This window comes from Desulfocurvus sp. DL1XJH-121 (assembly GCF_054819825.1).
The window spans coordinates 19,538-37,900 of sequence record NZ_JBTVWW010000005.1 but is presented as its reverse complement, the minus strand read 5'-3'; the positions used below and the strand labels follow the sequence as shown (position 1 = coordinate 37,900).

The following is an 18,363-nucleotide window of genomic DNA, read 5'->3' as shown; positions in this document are numbered from 1 at the left end:
GATGGAATCAGACGGCCAGCAGGCAGCACAGGGCCGCGGCCAGGGTAATGTCCGCCGCGCGCCGGGCCCGCCCGGCGCGGCCCAGGGCCGCGAACCCGGCCATGGCCGCCGCGCCCATGCAGGCCGTGGCGAATACCCAGGGGCCGGAGCGCGGAGCCGCCGCGGCCATGGCCAGTATGGCAGTGAAATGGGCCAGCATCCAGAGGGCCATGAGCGGCCGGTACAGGCCGGGCGACAACCCGCCCCACGGCGGCCTGAACCCGGCGCGCTCGTAGTCCCGGGCGTGGGCCTGGGCGATGAGCCAGAAATGCGGCACCTGCCAAATGTAGAAGGCCGCGCCCACCGCCAGGATGCGCGGGTCGGCGGCGCTCCCTCCGGCGGCCAGCCAGCCCGCCAGGGGCGGCGCGGCCCCGGCCAGCCCCCCCACGAGAAGCGCCAGGCCGGTCACGGGTTTGAGGGGTGTGTACAGGCCGTTGTACACGGCCGGCACGGCCAGCCCCAGGGCCAGGAGCCCCGCCCCCCCGGACAGGGCGTAGAGGGCCAGCCCCGGCGCGAGCCAGGAGAGGCACAGGACGAGGCCCGCGCGCGAGGCCATGCGCCCCGAGGCCAGGGGCCGGTTCCGGGTGCGGCGCATGCGGGCGTCGCGGCCGCGCTCCTGGGCCTGGTTCAGGGCCGAGCACCCCGCGCAGACCAGCACGGACCCCAGGGCCGCCGCGAAGACGCGCCAGGGCTCTCCGCCCCCGTGCAGCAACCCGCCGAACAGGGCGGCCGCGCCCACCATCAGGCTCACGCGCGGCCGGGCCAGGGCCAGGACGTCGTCCAGGCGCATCATCCGCCGTCCCCCAGACTCTTGATCCAGTCAACCAGGGCCTGGACCTGCTCCGGGGCCAGATGGTCGTAGGGCGGCATGAAGGGGTCGAAATCCTTGGTGACGCTGGCCCCGGGATCCACGATGGACCGGGCCAGATAGGCGTCGTCGGCCACCACGTCGGTCTCCTTGCCGTCCGCGACGACCTGACGGCGGGAACCGGCCAAGCCCCTGAAGGACGGCCCGGCGATGACCGTGCCGTCGGTGGAGTGGCAGGACAGGCAGCCCTCGTTCTCGGCCAGCTCGCGCCCGGGGGGCGCGGGCGCGGCGTCGCCGCGCATCAGGTAGCCGACCATGGCCTTGAGATCCTCGTCGGACAGGGCCCCCTCGTAGGGCGGCATCACGGGGTCGAAGCCCTCCACCACCTCGGCCTCGGGCTGAAGGATGGCCAGGCGCAGGTAGGACTCGTCGACGATGCGCTCGGCCTTGGCCCCGTCGGGCAACAGCACCGTGACCCCGCGCCCCGAGATGCCCTTGAAGCTCGGGCCCACGCTCTCGCTCCCGTCCAGGGAATGGCAGGCCGTGCAGCCGTTGGCCTCCAGGAGCTCCACGCCCCTTGCCGCGCCCGGGGTGGCGCCCCGGGCCCAGGCCTCGTACTCCTCCTGGCCCACCACTTTGAGCACGGCCAGCATGTTGGCGTGCTTGAGCCCGCAGTATTCCGCGCAGAGGATATCGAACTCCCCGGCGGCGTCGGACTTGAACCAGACCGTGGTGGTCAGGCCGGGCACCGTGTCCATCTTGATGCGCATGGCCGGGACGTAGAAGCTGTGGATCACGTCCACGGAAGTCATCTTGAGCAGCACGGGCGTGTCCACGGGCACCACCAGTTCCTTGGAGCGCCTGCCGTCGGGATAGGTGAAGGCCCAGGACCACATGCGGCCCTCCACGCCGATCTCCATGGCCCCCTCCGGGGCCGAGCGCATGGCCTTGTAGCTGTCCCACCCGGCGAAAAACATGAACAGCACCAGCACGCAGGGAATGACGACCCAGGCCAGCTCCAGCCAGATGTTGCCCGGAGTCTCCGTGGGCACGGGATTCTTCGTGTAATGGTAGCGCCACACGAAAAAGAGCATCAGCGCCGTGACCAGCAGCAGGATGCCCACGGCTATGGACAGGATGAACAGGAAGGCCTGGTCCACCAGCCGCGCGGCCTCGAAAACCTGTCCCGTCACGTCGTCCCCCTGTAGGCCGTATCGAAGAAGGTGAAGCCGATGAAGATCGCCAGGATGGCGAAGGTCATCAGCACGAACCCCTTGAGCAGCCAGTTTTCGTATTTCAGGTGCATGAAATAGAAGACCACCAGGCCGGCCTTGACCGTGGCGATGATCAGGGCCGCGGCCACGTGCAGGAACCCCAAATCCAGGCTCGTGACCCAGACCGTGGCGGCGGTGAGGGCCAGGAGCAGCGCCAGGATGCCCGTGAGCAGCCCGTAGCCCGGGCCGTGATGTTCGTGCGTCTCGCTCGTCATGTCGCCTCCCCGGGGCCCGCTCAGGTGATGAGATAGAAGAGCGGGAAGAGGTAAATCCAGATCAGGTCCACCAGGTGCCAGTACAAGCCCCCGTTCTCCAGGGCCGTGAAGCGTTCGGGCGTGACCTTGCCCGCGCGCATGAGCAGGAGCACCCAGACCAACACGGCCATGCCCGCCACGATGTGCACCCCGTGCAGGCCGGTCATCATGTAGTACAGGGAGAAGAAGACCATCTGCCCGGGCTCCCGCGCGGCCAGCTCCGCGCCCCCGGGGTACAGGCCGTGGTGGAACTTGGCCCCCCACTCGAAATACTTGACCACCAGGAACACCCCGGCGAAGGCGATGGTCAGCATGGTCAGCCGCGAGGCGAGGCGCACCCGGCCCTTCCTGAGGGCGGCCACGGCCATGGCCACGAAGGCGCTGGAGGTGATGAGGACCACGGTGTTCAGGGTTCCCAGCGCCGTGTCCAGCTCCCGGCCCGCCACGTGGAACGCGGGCTGGTGGCGCGAGAGGTACACGGCGTAGAGCACGAACAGCCCGCCGAAGAGCAGGATCTCCGTGAACAGGAACAGCCACATGCCCAGCTTCGCGCCCTCGGGATCGTAATGAGCCTCATGCATCGGATGCCTCCCCGGGCCGGGCCACGCCCCTGAAGTCGTACGGCCCGCGCTCCACCACGGGCTCCGCGTCGAAATTATGGGTGGGCGGCGGGGAGGCCAGGGTCCACTCCAGGGTGGCCGCGCCCCAGGGGTTGGGACCGGCGGCCGGGCCCCGGGCCATGCCGCGCCAGAGGTTCGCGAACATGATCAGCACGCCCAGGGCCGTGATCCACGAGCCCACGGTGCTGACCACGTGCAGGTTCGTGTACTGGGGCAGGTAGTCGAAATAGCGCCGGGGCATGCCCGCCAGGCCCAGGAGGTACATGGGGAAGTAAAGCACGTTCAGGCCCACCACCAGGACCAGGGCCGAGACGTTGGCCCAGGCTTTGTCGTACATGCGGCCGTGGACCTTGGGCAGCCAGTAGTGCATGGCCGCGAACAGGCCCATGCCCGTGCCCCCGAAGATCACGTAGTGGAAGTGCCCGACCACGAAATAGGTGTCGTGCACGTGCACGTCCGTGCCCGCCGCGCCCAGCACCAGGCCCGTGATGCCGCCCATGGTGAACAGGAAGATGAAGCCCAGGGCGAAGACCAGGGGCGGGTCCAGGTGGATGGAGCCCTTGTACAGGGTGCTGGTCCAGTTGAAGACCTTCACGGCCGACGGGATGGCCACGATGAAGGTCAAGAAGGAGAAGACCATCACCGCCGTGTCGCTCATGCCCGAGACGAACATGTGGTGGGCCCAGACCAGGGACCCGGCGAAGGCGATGGCCAGGCCCGACACGGCCACGGTCTTGTAGCCGAAGATGTTCTTGCGCGCGAACACGGGGATGATGTCCGAGACCACGCCCATGGCGGGCAGGATCATGATGTACACGGCCGGGTGGGAATAGATCCAGAACAGGTGCTGGTAGAGGATGGGGTCGCCCCCGCGCGCGGGGTCGAAGATGCCCATGCCCAGGACCCGCTCGGCGATGATGAGCAGCAGCGTGATGCCCAGAATGGGCGTGGCCAGGACCTGGATCCAGGCCGTGGCGTACAGGCTCCAGGTGAACAGGGGCAGGCGCGTCCAGCCCAGGCCCGGGGCGCGCAGGCGGTGGATGGTGACCACGAAATTCATGCCCGTGAGAATGGACGAGAAGCCCAGGATGAACACGGCCACCACGGCCACGGACACGTTGGTGGTGGTGGTGGACGAGAAGGGCACGTAGAAGGTCCAGCCCGTGTCCGGCGGCCCCTGGCCGGTGAACAGCGAGGCCAGGGCCACCACGGCCCCGATGGCGTAGAGCCACCAGGAGAACATGTTCAGCCGGGGAAAGGCCACGTCCTCGGCCCCCAGTTGCAGGGGCATGATGATGTTGCCGAAGGCCGCCGGGATGCTGGGGATGACCACCAGGAAGATCATGACCACGCCGTGCAGGGTGAACACGGCGTTGTAGGTCTGCTGGCCCATGATGGTCTGGCCCGGGGCGATGAGCTCCAGGCGGATGGCCAGGCCCAGGATCAGGCCAACGATGAAGAACCCCAGCACGCACCAGAGGTAGAGCAGGCCGATGCGCTTGTGGTCCGTGGTCAGCAGCCAGGAGGCCAGGCCCCGCTTGTCCCAGAAGGTGCCCGCGGGGGCGGCGGCAGGCGTGTCGCTCATCGCTCCTCTCCTTTGCGGCGCTTGCGCCCGGCCATGAACAGGACGGCCATGACCACGGCGATGACCAGCAGGATGGAGATGCCGGCCACGCGCATCAGGTCGAAGGTGTAGCGCCGCCCCTCGGGGTCGTAGCTGAAGCAGTAGGACAGGACCCGCTTCACGGACAGGCCCACCTGGCCGCGCGCGGCCTCGGTGGCGGCCATGGTCACGTCGAAGGGCAGGAAATCCGAGCCGTAGAGATAGCGCACGATCTTGCCGCCCGGGGCCACGGCCACCACCACCACGGGATGGGCGAAGTCGTCGCCCACGCGCTGGAAGCCGAAGCCCAGGGCGTCCATGGCCCTGGTGATGTTGGCCGTGTCGCCCACCAGGAACGTCCAGTATTCCGGCGGGAACTTGCCCCGCAACGCCGTGGTGAAGTTGCCCTTGGCCCGGGCCGCGTTCTCCACGGTGTCGCGGTTGTCGAAGGACAGGGAGACCACCCGGAGATCCTCCCCGGGCGTCAGCGCCACCTGGGGCAGGATACGGGCGAAGGAACTCTGCAGGATGTGGCAGACGTTGGGGCAGGTGTAGTACACGGGCAGGACCATGGTGGGCCGGGTGAACAGGTCCCCCAGGCGCACGATGGTGCCCTCGGAATCCGTGAACTCGGCGTCGGCGGGCATCATCTCCCCCAGGCGCTCGCTGACGCCCACGGGCAGCGACCCCTTCTGGGCCTCGCGCATCAGGGCCTCGTGGTCGTGATCCTGGCCCATGGCGTTGTGGTCCGCATGGTCCATGGCCTGGGCCGGGTCCATGCTCCCCTGCCCGGCATGCCCCATGGGCGCCGCGCCGTGGTCCTGGCCCCAGGCCGGGCCCGGGGCGCCCCAAAGGAACAGGACCAGGACCAGCGCGATAATCCCCCCCCCTCTCATGCTCCTACCCTCCCAGGCCGGCGACGTAGTCCGCCACGTCCTTGAGCTGTTCCGGGCTCAGGCCCTTGAGGGTCTTGATCATCACGGCCTTCTTGGCCCCGCCGTACGAGCCGTCGGCGTAGCCCTGGAGTTTCTGCAGGAGGTCGGCGGCGCTCTGGCCCTTGATGGGTGGCGACGCGCCCAGGGCGTGCTTGGCGCCGTCCGCGCCGTGGCACCCGGCGCACCGCATGTAGACCGTCTTGCCGTCGGCCAGGGCCGAGGAAGCGAACACAACGCACAGCAGCAGGCCGAAGCACATCCAGAAAACGTGTTTCATCTGAATTCTCCATTACTTACAGGAATATTTCACAACAATTGTCAATCATTCTATTACACTTGCGGGGAAATTGCATCCCACCGCCGGCAATGCGCGGCCAAAACGAAAGGGCCCCGCGGACAACGCCGCGGGGCCCTTGAAAGCCTGTCTCCGGAAAGGGCTCATTCCTGGTTCATACGCCGCTCCCACTGCCAATCCTTGGAGGTCACCTTGTCCTCCATGCGCCGGATGCGCCGCTCCAGGCGGTCGAACTTGTCGCGGATGCGGGCCAGGGCGTCGGAGCGCGAACGGGCGTAGGAGTCGTAGAACTCCCGCTCCGTGGCGCTGGCGGGCGGCACCACGGGCTCCAGGCGCATGACCAGCGCGGCGATGAAATACAGGGCCAAGCCGGGCCAGAGCCCGGTGAACAGGATCAGCAGCACGGCCCCGAAGCGCACCCAGAAGACCGGGACGTCGAAATATCCGGCCAGGCCGCTGCACACGCCCAGGAACCGCCCCTCGCGGGAGCGGTACAGGCCGCGCGTCCCCTGCTGCCAGCCGCCGCCGGCAAAGGGGCCGCAGCCGCCGCTCATGCCCCGGCCGCACCAGGCCCGTCGGCCGCCGCGTTGTCCGTTATACCTGCTCATGGTTCTTGTCCTTGGCCTTGCCTCCGCCCTCCACGAGCAGGGTCTCCAGCACTTCGACCCTGTCCTCCATGGCGGACAGCTTGTGGTAGATTTCCTGGATCATCCTGGTCTCGTCCACGCGCTCCTCGGGCTCGCGGCGGGTGAACGCCCCGCTGAACAGCCTGGCCAGGAGAAAGACCACGCCCACCACGATGAGCAGCGGCACGATGATGAATCCGACGAAGAAATGGCCCATGTGATCCCGTCCCTGTGAGGGTTGCTGCGGCCCGCTCGACGCGGCGCCCTACTTGCCTCCGGCCTTTTCCTTCAAGGCCGCGAGTTCGCTTTCGATGCTATCCTCTTTTTCCAGAAGAGCAAACTCGTCCTCCAGGTTGGGGCGCTTCTTGGGCGCGGCCAGCTCGGCCTCGGCCTCCATGCGCTCAATGCGGCTCTCGAAGCCGTCGAAGCGCAACAGCGCGTCGGAGCTTTCGGCGCGGGTCAGCGTGTCCCCGGCCTTGCGGCGCTGGGCGGCGCGGGCGTGGCGCTGCTCCAGCAGGCGCTGCTTCTCGCGCGCGGCCTGCATCTTATCCTCCAGGCGCGAGATGTCCTCCCGGGCCTGCTCCACCAGGGCGTCCAGGTGCGCGGCCTCCTCGTCCAGGGCGTCCATGCGCCGGGCGTGGGAGTTTTTCTCCACCAGGGCCTCCCGGGCCAGATCGTCGCGGCCCTTGGCCACGGCCAGGTCCGCGCGGGCGGCCCATTTGTCCAGCCCGGCCTGGACCATTGCGCGCTCGCGCTCGAAGTTCTTGCGCTCGGCCATGGTCTTGGCGCAGGAGGCCTTGAGCTCCACCAGGGTCTCCTCCATCTCGCGGACCATGAGCCGGATCATCTTGCGCGGATCCTCGGCCCGGTCCAGGAGGGCGTTGAGGTTGGAGCCCACGATATCCTTGAATCGGCTGAACACACCCATGGGGTCCTCCTTGGGGGTCTTGCGTTATATCCTGCCGCTCCCAAAGCAGAAACCATGCCGAAGACAAAATGACATACAATACGCCAGGATCATTACTAATATCAATTTGACCCCTGCACATATCCAAGCTATATATGCCTTAGATTGGTTTTTAAAACCAACATGGAGCTAAAAATGCCAAATGACGAATCAGCCTCCAGCATGGAATTCCTGGGCCAGTCGGACGCCTTCCTGGAGTTCATGGAACGCCTGTCCGCCGTGGCGGCCGTGGACAGGCCCGTGCTCCTGGTGGGCGAGCGCGGCACGGGCAAGGAGCTGGCCGCGGGCAGGCTGCACTACCTCTCCCCGCGCTGGCAGGGGCCGCTGGCTGCGCTGAACTGCTCGGCCCTGGCCCCCTCGCTCCTGGAGAGCGAGCTCTTCGGCCACGAGGCCGGGGCCTTCACGGGCGCGGGCGCGCGCCGCGCCGGGCGCTTCGAGACGGCGGACGGGGGCACACTGTTCCTGGACGAGATCGCCACCATGCCGCCCACGGCCCAGGAGAAGATCCTGCGCGTGGTGGAATACGGGGAGTTCGAGCGCGTGGGCGGGGCGCGGCCCGTACGCGTGGACGTGCGCGTGGTGGGCGCCACCAACGCGGACCTGCCCGCCCTGGCCGAGGCCGGGCGCTTCAAGCGCGACCTGCTGGACCGCCTGAGCTTCGAGGTCCTGACCCTGCCGCCCCTGCGCTGCCGCTCCGGCGACGCCGAGCTGCTGGCCCGGCACTTCGCCGCGCGCATGGCCGTGGAGCTGGGCCAGGACGAGGCCCCGCGCCTGTCGGGCGAGGTCGTGCGCACCCTCACGGAGCATCCCTGGCCCGGCAACGTGCGCGAGCTGAAGAACGCGGTGGAACGCTCCATGTACCGCGCCCCGGGCGCGGTGCTCCGGGAACTGGTCCTGGACCCCTTCGACTCGCCCTGGCGGCCCCGGGAATCCGAGGCCCGGCGCGACGCCGTGAAACCGCAGGCCCCCGCCCGCCCCGGGGCCGGACGCCCCGTGCATCTCAAGGACGCCGTGCTCCTGCTGGAGCGGGACATGCTGCGAAACGCCTTGACAGCGGCCCGCCACAACCAGAAAAAGGCGGCAGGCATCCTGGGGCTGACCTACCATCAGTTCCGGGGATTGTACCGCAAGCACCAGGGAGAGAGGGATGACTGAACAACGCCCGGCCGCATGGCGGTTTCTTGTCCTGGCCTGCGCCCTGGCCGTCCTGGCCCTGGCGGCCCCGGCCCCGTCCGCCCGAGCGGACGAACCCGAGGCCCCGGGCCAGAGCTGGTCCATGTCGTTCTACGAGGAGAACGACATGTTCGGCGGCACGGACCAGCACTACACCAACGCCTTCAAGCTCTCCATCCTCTCCAAGGACCTGCGCGAATACGCCCACAGCGAGATGGTGGCCGACTATTTCCCGTGGCTCATCCCCCTCATCAGGCAGGCGCCCTTCGTCAACGACCCCGGCACGATGCACAACATCGGGCTGTCCATCGGCAACGACATGTACACCCCCGTGGACACCCACGCCCAGGAGCTCATCGAGGACGACAGGCCCTATGCGGGCTGGTCCTACCTGTCCCTGGCCCTGCACGCCAAGAACGCCGCCCGCCTGGACACCTTCGAGCTCAGCCTGGGCGTGGTGGGCCCCTCGGCGCACTCGGAACTCGTGCAGGACTCCTGGCACGACCTGATCAACAAGTTCCGCTCCGGGGGCTGGGAGCACCAGATCCACGACGAACCCGCCCTGATGGCCACCTGGCAGCGCAGCCTGCGCGAGGAATATACCCTCTCGCGGCCTGGCTGGAGCGCGGACGTCATCCCGCACTTCGGCGCGGCGCTGGGCAACGTCTACACCTATGCCAACGCGGGCGGTCAGGTGCGCCTGGGCTACCACCTGCCCCAGGATTTCGGGGTCTCCCTGCTGCGGCCCGGGGCCTCGGTGCCCGCGCCCGCCGCCCCCGGGGACCCGCGCCTGAACCAGGGATGGGGCTGGAACGTGTTCCTGGGCGCGGAGGGCCGGGCCGTGGCCCGCAACATTTTCCTGGACGGCAACACCTGGCGCTCCAGCCACCACGTGACCAAGAAGCCCCTGGTGGGCGACCTCTACGGGGGCGTGTCCCTGATCATGGGCCGCTGCACCCTGACCTACACCCACGTGCTGCGCAGCGAGGAGTTCGACGGCCAGAAGGACCCGCAGATTTTCGGCTCAATGTGCCTGAGCTGGTCCTTCTAGCAGGCCGCCCAAAAACGGCGATCTGCGGCGTTACTTCGAAAAATGCAAAACCTCGCGTATTGGGATACGCGTCGGTCTTGCATTTTTCTCGCGCCTTGCATCTCACCATTTTTGAACGGCCTGCGTCGGGAACGCCTCCGCGCCGGGCCGGCGGGCGCGGGGCCTTGCTATTGGCGGTTTTAATGGGTATCGTGACTTGATCGCCACAATGCCGTCCATGGCGTTGCACAACAAATCCGACACACAACGGAACCATACACATATGAACATACGTCTTTCGATCCCGCTGATCCTCGCCATCATGCTGCTCGCCTTCCCGGCCCGGCCCGCCCTGGCCGAGTCCGGCGACGCCGAAGCGGCCATGCTCGGCTCGGCAGCCAAAAAACAGCCCAAGACAGCCGCCCCCCTGCTCCACGCCGTGGAGGACATCCTGGCCGCCACCGCCGACGACGGGGCCAGCCCCTCGGCCCAGTCCCTGGCCGAGCTCGCCGAATCGGTGCTCACGGGCACGGGCAAGGAGCGCACCCTGGACGACCTGCGCGGCGCCAACGGCGTGGCCCTGCGCGAGACCGTGCGCGCGCCGCTCACGCGCATCCTGGAATACGCCTACAACCCGGACATCCCCTCCTACCTCATGCTGCCCTCGGTGGTGCGCCTGTCGGGCTGGTATCCGGACAGCGACATCCTGAACCAGGACAAGCCGCTCTGCGAGCAGCTGCCCGCGCCGGACGCGCCCCTGGTGCTCCACGGCCGGGAATTCGAGGAGATCACGCCGGACCTGTTCTCCGGGGGCTACTACCGCTACGACATGAAGCGCCTGCTGGTCCTGTACAAGCACAAGGGCCGCAACGTGTTCGTGTCCGTAGCCCTGCAGGACGGCCCCTCGGAAGTGGGGCGCAAGGGCGTGGTCCTGGACGACGGCAAATGGGAATATTTCTACTCCGGCATCGAGGGCCTGACCAAGGGCGGCATCGGCTGGATGAGCACCTACATGTACGAGGCCATGTCCGTGGCCGTGTACGTGGAGAACCCCGACGGCACCACCACCAACACGGTGTACAAGTGGCTGCGCGCGGGGTGGGCCGGCATGAACGTGGTGCGGCCCAAGCACATCCTGGCGGGCTGCCGCCGCTACGCCCAGGCCTTCCGAACGGTCATCGAGTCCCGGCTCCTGCCCGCCGCGAACCAGCTGGCGGCCAAGGCCCGCGAGTTCTGGGACCTGTCCGAGCAGGAGCTGGACCGCCGCATCAGGAACTACGCCCGCAGCATGGAGCAGCTCTTCAAGCAGTACCCGGACTCCGGGGCCGAGAGCTTCGCCAAGCTAGTCAAGGACGGCGGCTACGCCAAGGTCCTGGACACGCGCGAGGAGCGCGTGAGCACCCTGCTGTTGGAATACCTCAAGGACAAGCTCGGCTCCCCAAGCCTGCTACGGGGCTAGCAGGCCGCCCCAAAACAGCGATCTGCTGCGTCGCTTCGCTGCTGCGAAAAATTCAAACCCTCACGTAGCGTAAGCGCGGGGAGTACGCTTCGGTCTTGAATTTTTCTTGCGCCTTGCATCTCACTATTCTGGAACGGCCTGCATAAATATTATTCCAGGCTTCCAGAGGACCACAATATGTTCGCCTCGGGGCCGGGTTTTCCCGGCCCCGCTCGTTTGGGGCCCGGGCCTTGCCTTGGGCCGGGCCTGGGGGTACTCAGGTCCCATTCGCGATCCATCCCGAGGGAACCCCCATGCTCAGACGTTTTGCGCCGCTCCTCTTCGCCGTGCTCCTCCTCACCCCGGCTCCGGCCCGGGCCGAGGCCCTGCGCATGGGCGTGCTGCCCGTGCTGGACACCCTGCCCCTGCGGGTGGCCATGGCCGACGGCCTGTTCGCGGCCCACGGCCTGGACGTGGAGCTGGTGCCCTTCGCGAGCGCCATGGAGCGCGACACGGCCATGGCCAGCGGCGAGCTGGACGGCTATTTCGGGGACATGATCGCCACCCTGACCCTGATCCGCGCGGGCGTGCCCATGCGCATGGTCACGGTGTCCTACGCCACCACCCCGGGCAGGCGCATGTTCGCCCTGGCCGCCTCGCCCAAGGGCGCCAAGGCGGGCGCGCCCCTGGGCTATTCCAGCACCACGATCATGGAATTCCTCCTGGACCTCATGGCCCCGGGCGACACGGCGGCGGGCCGGACCTTCACGCGCATGGAGGTCAAGAAGATCCCCATCCGCATGCAGATGCTCCTGGCCGGGCAGCTGGGCTACGCCATCCTGCCCGAGCCCCTGGCCGCCCTGGTGGAATCGCGCGGGGGCGAGATCCTGGGCACGGACGCGGACCTGGGCATCCCGCTCACGGTGATCTGCCTGTCCAGGGCGCGCATGGACGCGCGGGAAGCCTTCATGGCGGCTTACGCCGAGGCCCTCGCTTCCCTGCGCGACAAGCCCGAGGCCCATCGCGGACTCATGGTCCGGGCCTGCCGAGTGCCCAAGTCCCTGGCGGCGGACTTCCCCCTGCCCGCGTTCCCCGAGCCGCACCTGCCCTCGCCCGAGTCCGTGGGCCAGGTCCAGGGCTGGATGCTGAAGAAGGGCCTGCTGGACGCGCGCCTGCCCTACGCGGAGCTGGTGGGGGACTAGGGTGCTGGAAGCCCGCGAACTGGCCAAGGCCTTTGCGGGCCGCGACGTGGTCGGCGGCGTGTCCTTCACCCTGGCCCAGGGCGAGACCCTGGCCGTGGTGGGGCCGTCGGGCTGCGGCAAGACCACGCTCCTGTACATGCTCTGCGGGCTCACGGCCCCCAGCTCCGGCCAGGTGCTCCTGGGCGGCGGTCCCGTCAGCGGCCCCAGCCGCGACATCGCCATCATCCTGCAGGACTACGGCCTGCTGCCCTGGAAGACCGTGTTGGACAACGTGGGCCTGGGCCTGCGCATCCAGGGCGCGCCCCGGGCCGAGCGCGAAGCCGCCGCCCGGGCCATGCTCGCGGAGATGGGCCTGGCCGGGCGCGAAAACGACTACCCCGCGCGCCTGTCCGGCGGCGAACAGCAGCGCGTGGCCATCGCCCGGGCCCTGGCCGTGCGGCCCCGCCTGCTGCTCATGGACGAACCCTTTTCCTCCCTGGACTTCATCACCCGCGAAAAGCTGCAGCAGGCGCTGCTGGCCACCTGGCAGCGGCGCGGCGCGCCCTACGTGCTGGTGACCCACAGCGTGGAGGAGGCCGTGTTCCTGGGCCGCCGCATCCTGGTCATGGGCGGGGACCCGGCGCACGTCACGGCCCGCGTGGACAACCCGGCCTTCGCCAGCCCCGGGCACCGCGACGCCCCGGCCTTCCACGAGACCGCCCGCGCCGTGCGCGCGGCCCTGGCGGAGGCAAGCTGATGCGCGCGGCCCTGCGCTACGCCCTGGTGGTCCTGATCATCCTCGGGGCCTGGGAGCTCCTGGCCCTGGGCCCGGCCGGGGATGTGCTGCCGCGCCCCGGGGCCGCCCTGGCCGCGTTCCTGGGCCAGCTGGGGGAACCCGCCTTCTGGGGCCACGCCCGGGCCAGCGCCCTGCGCGCCTGCGCGGCCATGGCCCTGGCCTGGGGCCTGGCCTTCCCCCTGGGCATCCTCATGGGCAGCCTCCCGCGCCTGGACGCGGCCCTGGCGCCCTTCGTGTTCCTGACCTACCCCGTCCCCAAGATCGTGCTTTTGCCCGTGTTCCTGCTGCTCCTCGGCCTGGGCGAGACCTCGCGCGTGGCCATGATCTGCCTGATCCTGGCCTACCAGATCCTGGTCACCACCCGCGACGGGGTACGCACCATCAATCCCAAGTACCTGGACACCATCCATTCCCTGGGCGGCGGCTACGGCCACGCGCTCAGGCACGTGCTCCTGCCCGCGGCCCTGCCCCACGGGTTCACGGCCCTGCGCCTGGGCACGGGAACGGCCGTGGCCGTGCTCTTCTTCGTGGAGAGCTTCGCCACGCAGCAGGGCCTGGGCTGGTTCATCATGGACGCCTGGGGCCGCCTGGACTTCGAGGAGATGTTCGCGGGCATCTTCGGCATGAGCGCCCTGGGCGTCCTGCTCTACGAGATCACCAACGCCCTGGAAAAACGTGCCTGCCGCTGGCGCGGCTGACGGTCTGCCCACAAACGCACGTCTGCTTCGTTGCTTCGGAAAAGGCAAAACCTCGCGTAGCGGAAGCGTTGGGATACGCGTCGGTCTTGCCTTTCCCTCGCGCCTTGCATCCGCACATTTGTGAACAGACCGTCACTGACTGCACTTCGAAACCCGCCTCTCCTGTCTCCCCCTGTTCCCACGCGCCCGGCAAGGCCGAAGCGCGAAACCGTGTTTCGTCTGCAATTTTACATTATCAAAGTTGATAATTCTGAATTAATGCTAAAACTCCGCATAATCATCTGCTTATTGTCAATTTCTACGAATTTCGTTCTTGACATTGCCGGGCCGCTGGAATTAGCTGAAAGCACCATGAAAAAGAACTGCATAGACGACGTGGACCGGCAGATACTGGACTTGTTGCAGAACAACGCCCGCATTTCCAACGCGGAGATCGCCCGGCGCGTGGGCAAGGCGCCCTCGGCCGTCCTGGAGCGCATCCGCAAGCTGGAGAAGAACGGCGTAATCCTGGCCTACGAGACGCGCGTGGACCCCAAGGCCCTGGGCCTGGGGCTGACCGCCTTCTCCTTCGTGCATGCCGAGGACGCCGTGGGCTCCACGCGCTCGGGCCAGGCCCTGGCCGAGCTGCCCGAGGTTCTGGAGGTGCACCACACCGCCGGACAGGACGCCTATCTCATCAAGGTCCGCGTCGCCGACACCGAGGAACTGGGAGAGCTGCTGCGCAAGATCGGCAGCATAGAGAGCGTGCGCGACACGCGCTCCACCATCGTCCTGGGCTCCGTGAAGGAGACCATCGGCCCGAAAATCATATCCCAACCATAAGGCAACACAGGGGAATCCGCATGAACAGCCAGGAACTCGACGCCGAAATCGTGGAACGCGGCAGGGCCTTTTTCGCCAGCATCAGCGGCGAAGCGCCGTCCATCTTCAACAAGGGCTGGTGGACCGGCAAGGTCATGGACTGGTCCATGAAGAACGAGGATTTCAAGGTCAAGCTCTTCCGCTTCGTGGACGTGCTGCCCACCCTGACCACCACGGAATCCCTGACCCGCCACATCGAGGAATACTTCGCCTCGGACGGCGGGGAGCTGCCCCCGGTGATGAAGGCGGGGCTCAAAAGCGCCGGCCTGGCGGGCAAGCTGGGCGGCAAGCTCATGGCCAAGGCCATCTCCTCCAACATCGAGAAGATGGGCCGCCAGTTCATCGTGGGCCAGGACGCCCGCGAGGCCGTGAAGAACATCATCAAGCTCCGCAAGGACGGCTTCGCCTTCACCATCGACATCCTGGGCGAGGCCACCATGAGCGAGGCCGAGGCCGAGGCGCGCCTGCAGGAGCACCTCGACCTCCTGGACGCCCTGGCCGAGGCCCAGTCCAAGCTCACGCCCCTGGACGACAAGGGCAACGGCCTGGACTGGGGCGGCGAGCCCATGATCAACCTGTCCATCAAGCCCACGGCCTTCTATTCCCAGATCAAGGCCCGGGACGTGGACGGCTCGGTGCAGGCCCTGTTCGACCGCATCGCCCCGGTCTACCGCCGGGTCATCGACATGGGCGGGGCCATGTGCATCGACATGGAGTCCCTGGAATACCGCGAGATCACCATCGAGCTGTTCAAGCGCCTGCGCTCCTACGACGAATTCAGGAGCCACCCGCACCTGGGCATCGTCTTCCAGACCTACCTCACCTGCACCGACGACGACGTGCGCAACATGATCGCCTGGGCCCGGGACGAGAACCTGCCCATCACCATCCGCGTGGTCAAAGGCGCTTACTGGGACTTCGAGACCGTGCGCGCCAAGCAGAACGGCTGGGACGTGCCCGTGTACACCATAAAGGCCGAGTCCGACGCGGCCCACGAGCGCAACACCCGCTACATCCTGGAAAACAACGATATCTGCCGTCTGGCCTGCGCGTCGCACAACGTGCGCACCATAGCGGCGGTGCAGGAGACCGCCCTGGCCCTGGGCGTGCCCGAGGACCGCTACGAGTTCCAGGTGCTCTACGGCATGGCCGAGCCCGTGCGCGTGGGCCTCAAGAACGTGGCCAAGCGCGTGCGCCTCTACTGCCCCTACGGCGAGCTCATCCCGGGCATGGCCTACCTGGTGCGCCGCCTCCTGGAGAACACTGCCAACGAGTCCTTCCTCAAGCAGAGCTTCGCCGACGAGGCCGACGTGCAGCGCCTCCTGGAAGACCCGGCCGCCACCGCCCAGCGCGAGCGCGAGGCCAAACAGGCCAAGGCCGCCGAGCCCGGCCAGGGCCTGCCGCCCTTCGAGAACGAGCCCCCGGCGGACTTCACCATCCCGGCCGTCCGCGCGGCCTACGCCGAGGCCGTGCAGGCCGTGCGCGAAAACGGCGGCGGCACCTATCCCCTGTTCATCGGCGGCCAGGACGTGACCACCGCCGAGACCCTGCCCTCCTACAACCCGGCGGACACCGACGAGATCATCGGCCACGTCTGCCAGGCGGGCACCGCGGAGATCGACCGCGCCCTGGCCGCCGCCAGGGACGCCCTGCCCGCGTGGCGCGCCGCCGCGCCCGGGGAGCGCGCCGCCTATCTGGTCAAGGCGGCGGCCTACATGCGCGAGCACATCTTCGAGATGAGCGCCCTGCAGACCCTGGAGGTGGGCAAGCAGTGGGATCAGGCCTACGCCGACCTGGGCGAGGCCATCGACTTCCTGGAATACTACGCCCGCGAGATGATCCGCCTGGGCCAGCCGCGCCGCATGGGCAGCGCTCCGGGCGAGCTGTCCCTGTACCAGTACCGCGGGAAGGGCATCGCCGCGGTCATCGCGCCCTGGAACTTCCCCATGGCCATCTCCTGCGGCATGTGCGCCGCGGCCATAGTCACGGGCAACTGCGTGCTCTACAAGCCCTCGGGCCTGTCCTCCGTGGTGGGCCGGGGCCTGGTGGACGCCTTCAAGGCCGCGGGCCTGCCCGACGGCGTGTTCAACTACACCCCGGGCAAGAGTTCGGTCATGGGCGACTACCTGGTGGGCCACAAGGACGTGCACATGGTGGCCTTCACCGGCTCCATGGAGGTGGGCCTGCACATCATGAAGACCGCCGCCGTGCCCGCGCCCGGCCAGCTCCAATGCACCAAGGTCATCGCCGAGATGGGCGGCAAGAACGCCATCATCGTGGATGACGACGCCGAGCTGGACGAGGCCATCAGCCACACCATCTATTCGGCCTTCGCCTTCCAGGGCCAGAAGTGCTCGGCCTGCTCGCGGGTCATCGTGCTGGACGCGGTGTACGACAAGTTCGTGTCCCGCCTGGTGGAGGCGGCCCGCTCCCTGCGCCTGGGCCCGGCCGAGGACCCGGCCTGCTCCATGGGCCCGGTGGTGGACCGCGCGGCCCAGAAGAGCGTCACGGACTACGCCGGCCTGGCCGCCCAGGAGGGCAACCTGCTCGTGAAGCGCCTGCCCGAGGGCGTGGACCTGGACAAGGCCTGTTACGCGCCCCTGACCATCGTGGACGGCATCACCCCGGAGCAGCGCATCGCCCAGGAGGAGGTCTTCGGCCCGGTGCTGGCCGTGATGCGTGCGGAGGACTTCGACGAGGCCCTGGACATGGCCAACTCCACCAAGTTCGCCCTCACGGGCGCGGTGTTCAGCCGCAGCCCCGAGAACCTGAACAAGGCCCGCACGGGCTTCAACGTGGGCAACCTGTACCTGAACCGCAACTGCACCGGCGCCCTGGTGGAGCGCCATCCCTTCGGCGGCTACAACATGTCGGGCATCGGCTCCAAGGCCGGCGGCCCGGACTACCTGCTGCAGTTCATGGACCCCTACGTGGTCTGCGAAAACACCATGCGGCGGGGGTTTGCGCCCATTGAGGAAGGCGACGACTGGATTTAGACCGTTGAAAACCGCACGCCCGCCGCGTTGCTGCGGGAAATGCGACCCCTCGCGTATGGGGAGTACAGCTCTGCTCTCGATATCTGTAAGGCTCGAAGACTCGCCTAACAGCTAGTCGGTCGTCGGCCTCGCATTTCCCTTGCGCCTTGCGCTCGCACGCTTTTGAACGGCCTAGCGAACCACCCCAAAACGCACACGATCCCCCCGCTTCGGCGGGGGGATCGTGTGCGTCGCGCGCATTTACATCCTTGGCAAATATATAGATTCCAGTATGTTATAAAAAACAAACATTTCCCTTCGGCACGCGCCTTGCTCCTGTGCGCCCATGCTGCAATTAATTCCCCCAAGGAGACTCCCCCGCGTGCGCCTGACGTTTCTCTTTCTGTTCCTGACTCTCCTGGCCGTGTATGGAATCGACTCCCTGACCACCCCGCCCGTGAAGGCCGGAAAACTGCAATGGTCCGACAGGGTCTACGTGCGCATGGAGGGCAGATTCTGCCCCCTGTTTTTCCCGGCCGAAGACCTCCGCTGAGCAAACCGCCCCAAAACAGCGATCTGCGGCGTCGCTTCGCTGCTGCGGGAAATTCAAACCCTCGCGTACGGGAGTACGCGTCGGTCTTGACAATTTTACCGGAAAGCAAAATTGGTCGACGCAGCGAAGCGCGTCGCCCGCAGGGGCGCTGGCCAGGACGGCCAGCGAACAATTCCTTGCGCCTTGCATCTCACCATTTTGGAACGAGCTGCTCGCACTAGCCGAAGCAAAAAGCCC

The 18,363-nt window shown here is 67.6% G+C and carries 19 protein-coding genes; 9 read left to right on the top strand and 10 right to left on the bottom strand.

What is annotated here, in order from left to right; genetic code table 11:
• Positions 1 to 7 precede the first annotated feature (7 nt).
• From ACYYG1_RS05035 to pspA, 10 genes are all read right to left on the bottom strand, one after another.
• Positions 8 to 832 carry a UbiA family prenyltransferase gene (locus ACYYG1_RS05035; RefSeq protein WP_461209195.1) on the bottom strand — a complete coding sequence of 275 codons (825 nt, stop codon included), beginning with the start codon at positions 830 to 832 and terminating at the stop codon, positions 8 to 10.
• Positions 829 to 2,040: a cytochrome c oxidase subunit II gene (gene coxB / locus ACYYG1_RS05030; RefSeq protein ID WP_461209194.1), complete on the bottom strand. Its 1,212-nt coding sequence runs from the start codon at positions 2,038 to 2,040 to the stop codon at positions 829 to 831. The genes ACYYG1_RS05035 and coxB overlap by 4 nt, the downstream gene beginning before the upstream one ends.
• Positions 2,037 to 2,336 carry a cytochrome C oxidase subunit IV family protein gene (locus ACYYG1_RS05025; protein ID WP_461209193.1) on the bottom strand — a complete coding sequence of 100 codons (300 nt, stop codon included), beginning with the start codon at positions 2,334 to 2,336 and terminating at the stop codon, positions 2,037 to 2,039. The genes coxB and ACYYG1_RS05025 overlap by 4 nt, the downstream gene beginning before the upstream one ends.
• Positions 2,337 to 2,356: 20 nt before the next feature.
• Positions 2,357 to 2,956: a cytochrome c oxidase subunit 3 family protein gene (locus ACYYG1_RS05020; RefSeq protein ID WP_461209192.1), complete on the bottom strand. Its 600-nt coding sequence runs from the start codon at positions 2,954 to 2,956 to the stop codon at positions 2,357 to 2,359.
• Complete coding sequence (ctaD, locus tag ACYYG1_RS05015) at positions 2,949 to 4,580, bottom strand: cytochrome c oxidase subunit I (RefSeq protein WP_461209191.1); 1,632 nt, start codon at positions 4,578 to 4,580, stop codon at positions 2,949 to 2,951. The genes ACYYG1_RS05020 and ctaD overlap by 8 nt, the downstream gene beginning before the upstream one ends.
• Positions 4,577 to 5,494 (bottom strand): SCO family protein, encoded by a 918-nt coding sequence (locus ACYYG1_RS05010; RefSeq protein WP_461209190.1) that lies wholly within the window; start codon positions 5,492 to 5,494, stop codon positions 4,577 to 4,579. The genes ctaD and ACYYG1_RS05010 overlap by 4 nt, the downstream gene beginning before the upstream one ends.
• A 4-nt stretch (positions 5,495 to 5,498) precedes the next feature.
• Positions 5,499 to 5,810, bottom strand: coding sequence for a c-type cytochrome (locus ACYYG1_RS05005; RefSeq protein ID WP_461209189.1), 312 nt, complete (start codon positions 5,808 to 5,810; stop codon positions 5,499 to 5,501).
• A 161-nt stretch (positions 5,811 to 5,971) separates the two neighbouring features.
• Positions 5,972 to 6,436: an envelope stress response membrane protein PspC gene (gene pspC, locus ACYYG1_RS05000; RefSeq protein WP_461209188.1), complete on the bottom strand. Its 465-nt coding sequence runs from the start codon at positions 6,434 to 6,436 to the stop codon at positions 5,972 to 5,974.
• Positions 6,423 to 6,671 carry a hypothetical protein gene (locus tag ACYYG1_RS04995; protein WP_461209187.1) on the bottom strand — a complete coding sequence of 83 codons (249 nt, stop codon included), beginning with the start codon at positions 6,669 to 6,671 and terminating at the stop codon, positions 6,423 to 6,425. The genes pspC and ACYYG1_RS04995 overlap by 14 nt, the downstream gene beginning before the upstream one ends.
• Positions 6,672 to 6,719: 48 nt before the next feature.
• Entirely contained in the window at positions 6,720 to 7,382 is a 663-nt protein-coding gene (pspA, locus tag ACYYG1_RS04990; RefSeq protein WP_461209186.1) for a phage shock protein PspA, read from the bottom strand.
• A gap of 174 nt (positions 7,383 to 7,556) precedes the next feature.
• Between pspA and pspF the strand changes: the two genes are divergently transcribed.
• The 9 genes from pspF to ACYYG1_RS04945 all read left to right on the top strand — a co-directional run bounded on the left by pspF (position 7,557) and on the right by ACYYG1_RS04945 (position 18,126).
• On the top strand, positions 7,557 to 8,576 hold the full coding sequence (pspF, locus tag ACYYG1_RS04985) for a phage shock protein operon transcriptional activator (RefSeq protein WP_461209185.1): 1,020 nt from the start codon (positions 7,557 to 7,559) through the stop codon (positions 8,574 to 8,576).
• Positions 8,569 to 9,645 (top strand): lipid A deacylase LpxR family protein, encoded by a 1,077-nt coding sequence (locus ACYYG1_RS04980; protein ID WP_461209184.1) that lies wholly within the window; start codon positions 8,569 to 8,571, stop codon positions 9,643 to 9,645. Before pspF ends, ACYYG1_RS04980 begins: the two co-directional genes overlap by 8 nt.
• Positions 9,646 to 9,907: 262 nt before the next feature.
• Complete coding sequence (locus ACYYG1_RS04975) at positions 9,908 to 11,083, top strand: hypothetical protein (protein ID WP_461209183.1); 1,176 nt, start codon at positions 9,908 to 9,910, stop codon at positions 11,081 to 11,083.
• Between the two features lie 293 nt (positions 11,084 to 11,376).
• The gene (locus ACYYG1_RS04970) at positions 11,377 to 12,264 is read left to right on the top strand and encodes an ABC transporter substrate-binding protein (RefSeq protein WP_461209182.1); all 888 of its coding nucleotides are present in this window, start codon (positions 11,377 to 11,379) and stop codon (positions 12,262 to 12,264) included.
• 1 nt (position 12,265) lies between these two features.
• Positions 12,266 to 13,000: an ABC transporter ATP-binding protein gene (locus ACYYG1_RS04965; protein WP_461209181.1), complete on the top strand. Its 735-nt coding sequence runs from the start codon at positions 12,266 to 12,268 to the stop codon at positions 12,998 to 13,000.
• Positions 13,000 to 13,737: an ABC transporter permease gene (locus ACYYG1_RS04960; protein WP_461209180.1), complete on the top strand. Its 738-nt coding sequence runs from the start codon at positions 13,000 to 13,002 to the stop codon at positions 13,735 to 13,737. The genes ACYYG1_RS04965 and ACYYG1_RS04960 overlap by 1 nt, the downstream gene beginning before the upstream one ends.
• A gap of 351 nt (positions 13,738 to 14,088) precedes the next feature.
• Positions 14,089 to 14,559, top strand: a complete 471-nt coding sequence (locus tag ACYYG1_RS04955; RefSeq protein WP_461209179.1) for an Lrp/AsnC family transcriptional regulator — start codon at positions 14,089 to 14,091, stop codon at positions 14,557 to 14,559.
• Positions 14,560 to 14,579: 20 nt separating this feature from the next.
• On the top strand, positions 14,580 to 17,594 hold the full coding sequence (locus ACYYG1_RS04950) for a proline dehydrogenase family protein (protein WP_461209178.1): 3,015 nt from the start codon (positions 14,580 to 14,582) through the stop codon (positions 17,592 to 17,594).
• Positions 17,595 to 17,955: 361 nt separating this feature from the next.
• The gene (locus ACYYG1_RS04945) at positions 17,956 to 18,126 is read left to right on the top strand and encodes a hypothetical protein (protein ID WP_461209177.1); all 171 of its coding nucleotides are present in this window, start codon (positions 17,956 to 17,958) and stop codon (positions 18,124 to 18,126) included.
• Positions 18,127 to 18,363: the final 237 nt, after the last annotated feature.

Bases quoted from the DNA above. Each gene is read 5' to 3' on its own strand.
- ACYYG1_RS04950 (WP_461209178.1), top strand. From the start codon at position 14,580: ATGAACAGCCAGGAACTCGACGCCGAAATCGTGGAACGCGGCAGGGCC.
- ACYYG1_RS04995 (WP_461209187.1), bottom strand. From the start codon at position 6,671: ATGGGCCATTTCTTCGTCGGATTCATCATCGTGCCGCTGCTCATCGTG.
- ACYYG1_RS05010 (WP_461209190.1), bottom strand. From the start codon at position 5,494: ATGAGAGGGGGGGGGATTATCGCGCTGGTCCTGGTCCTGTTCCTTTGG.
- ACYYG1_RS05025 (WP_461209193.1), bottom strand. From the start codon at position 2,336: ATGACGAGCGAGACGCACGAACATCACGGCCCGGGCTACGGGCTGCTC.
- ACYYG1_RS04980 (WP_461209184.1), top strand. From the start codon at position 8,569: ATGACTGAACAACGCCCGGCCGCATGGCGGTTTCTTGTCCTGGCCTGC.
- pspF (WP_461209185.1), top strand. From the start codon at position 7,557: ATGCCAAATGACGAATCAGCCTCCAGCATGGAATTCCTGGGCCAGTCG.
- ACYYG1_RS05020 (WP_461209192.1), bottom strand. From the start codon at position 2,956: ATGCATGAGGCTCATTACGATCCCGAGGGCGCGAAGCTGGGCATGTGG.
- ACYYG1_RS04975 (WP_461209183.1), top strand. From the start codon at position 9,908: ATGAACATACGTCTTTCGATCCCGCTGATCCTCGCCATCATGCTGCTC.
- ACYYG1_RS04970 (WP_461209182.1), top strand. From the start codon at position 11,377: ATGCTCAGACGTTTTGCGCCGCTCCTCTTCGCCGTGCTCCTCCTCACC.
- pspC (WP_461209188.1), bottom strand. From the start codon at position 6,436: ATGAGCAGGTATAACGGACAACGCGGCGGCCGACGGGCCTGGTGCGGC.
- pspA (WP_461209186.1), bottom strand. From the start codon at position 7,382: ATGGGTGTGTTCAGCCGATTCAAGGATATCGTGGGCTCCAACCTCAAC.
- ACYYG1_RS05005 (WP_461209189.1), bottom strand. From the start codon at position 5,810: ATGAAACACGTTTTCTGGATGTGCTTCGGCCTGCTGCTGTGCGTTGTG.
- ACYYG1_RS04960 (WP_461209180.1), top strand. From the start codon at position 13,000: ATGCGCGCGGCCCTGCGCTACGCCCTGGTGGTCCTGATCATCCTCGGG.
- ctaD (WP_461209191.1), bottom strand. From the start codon at position 4,580: ATGAGCGACACGCCTGCCGCCGCCCCCGCGGGCACCTTCTGGGACAAG.
- ACYYG1_RS05035 (WP_461209195.1), bottom strand. From the start codon at position 832: ATGATGCGCCTGGACGACGTCCTGGCCCTGGCCCGGCCGCGCGTGAGC.
- ACYYG1_RS04955 (WP_461209179.1), top strand. From the start codon at position 14,089: ATGAAAAAGAACTGCATAGACGACGTGGACCGGCAGATACTGGACTTG.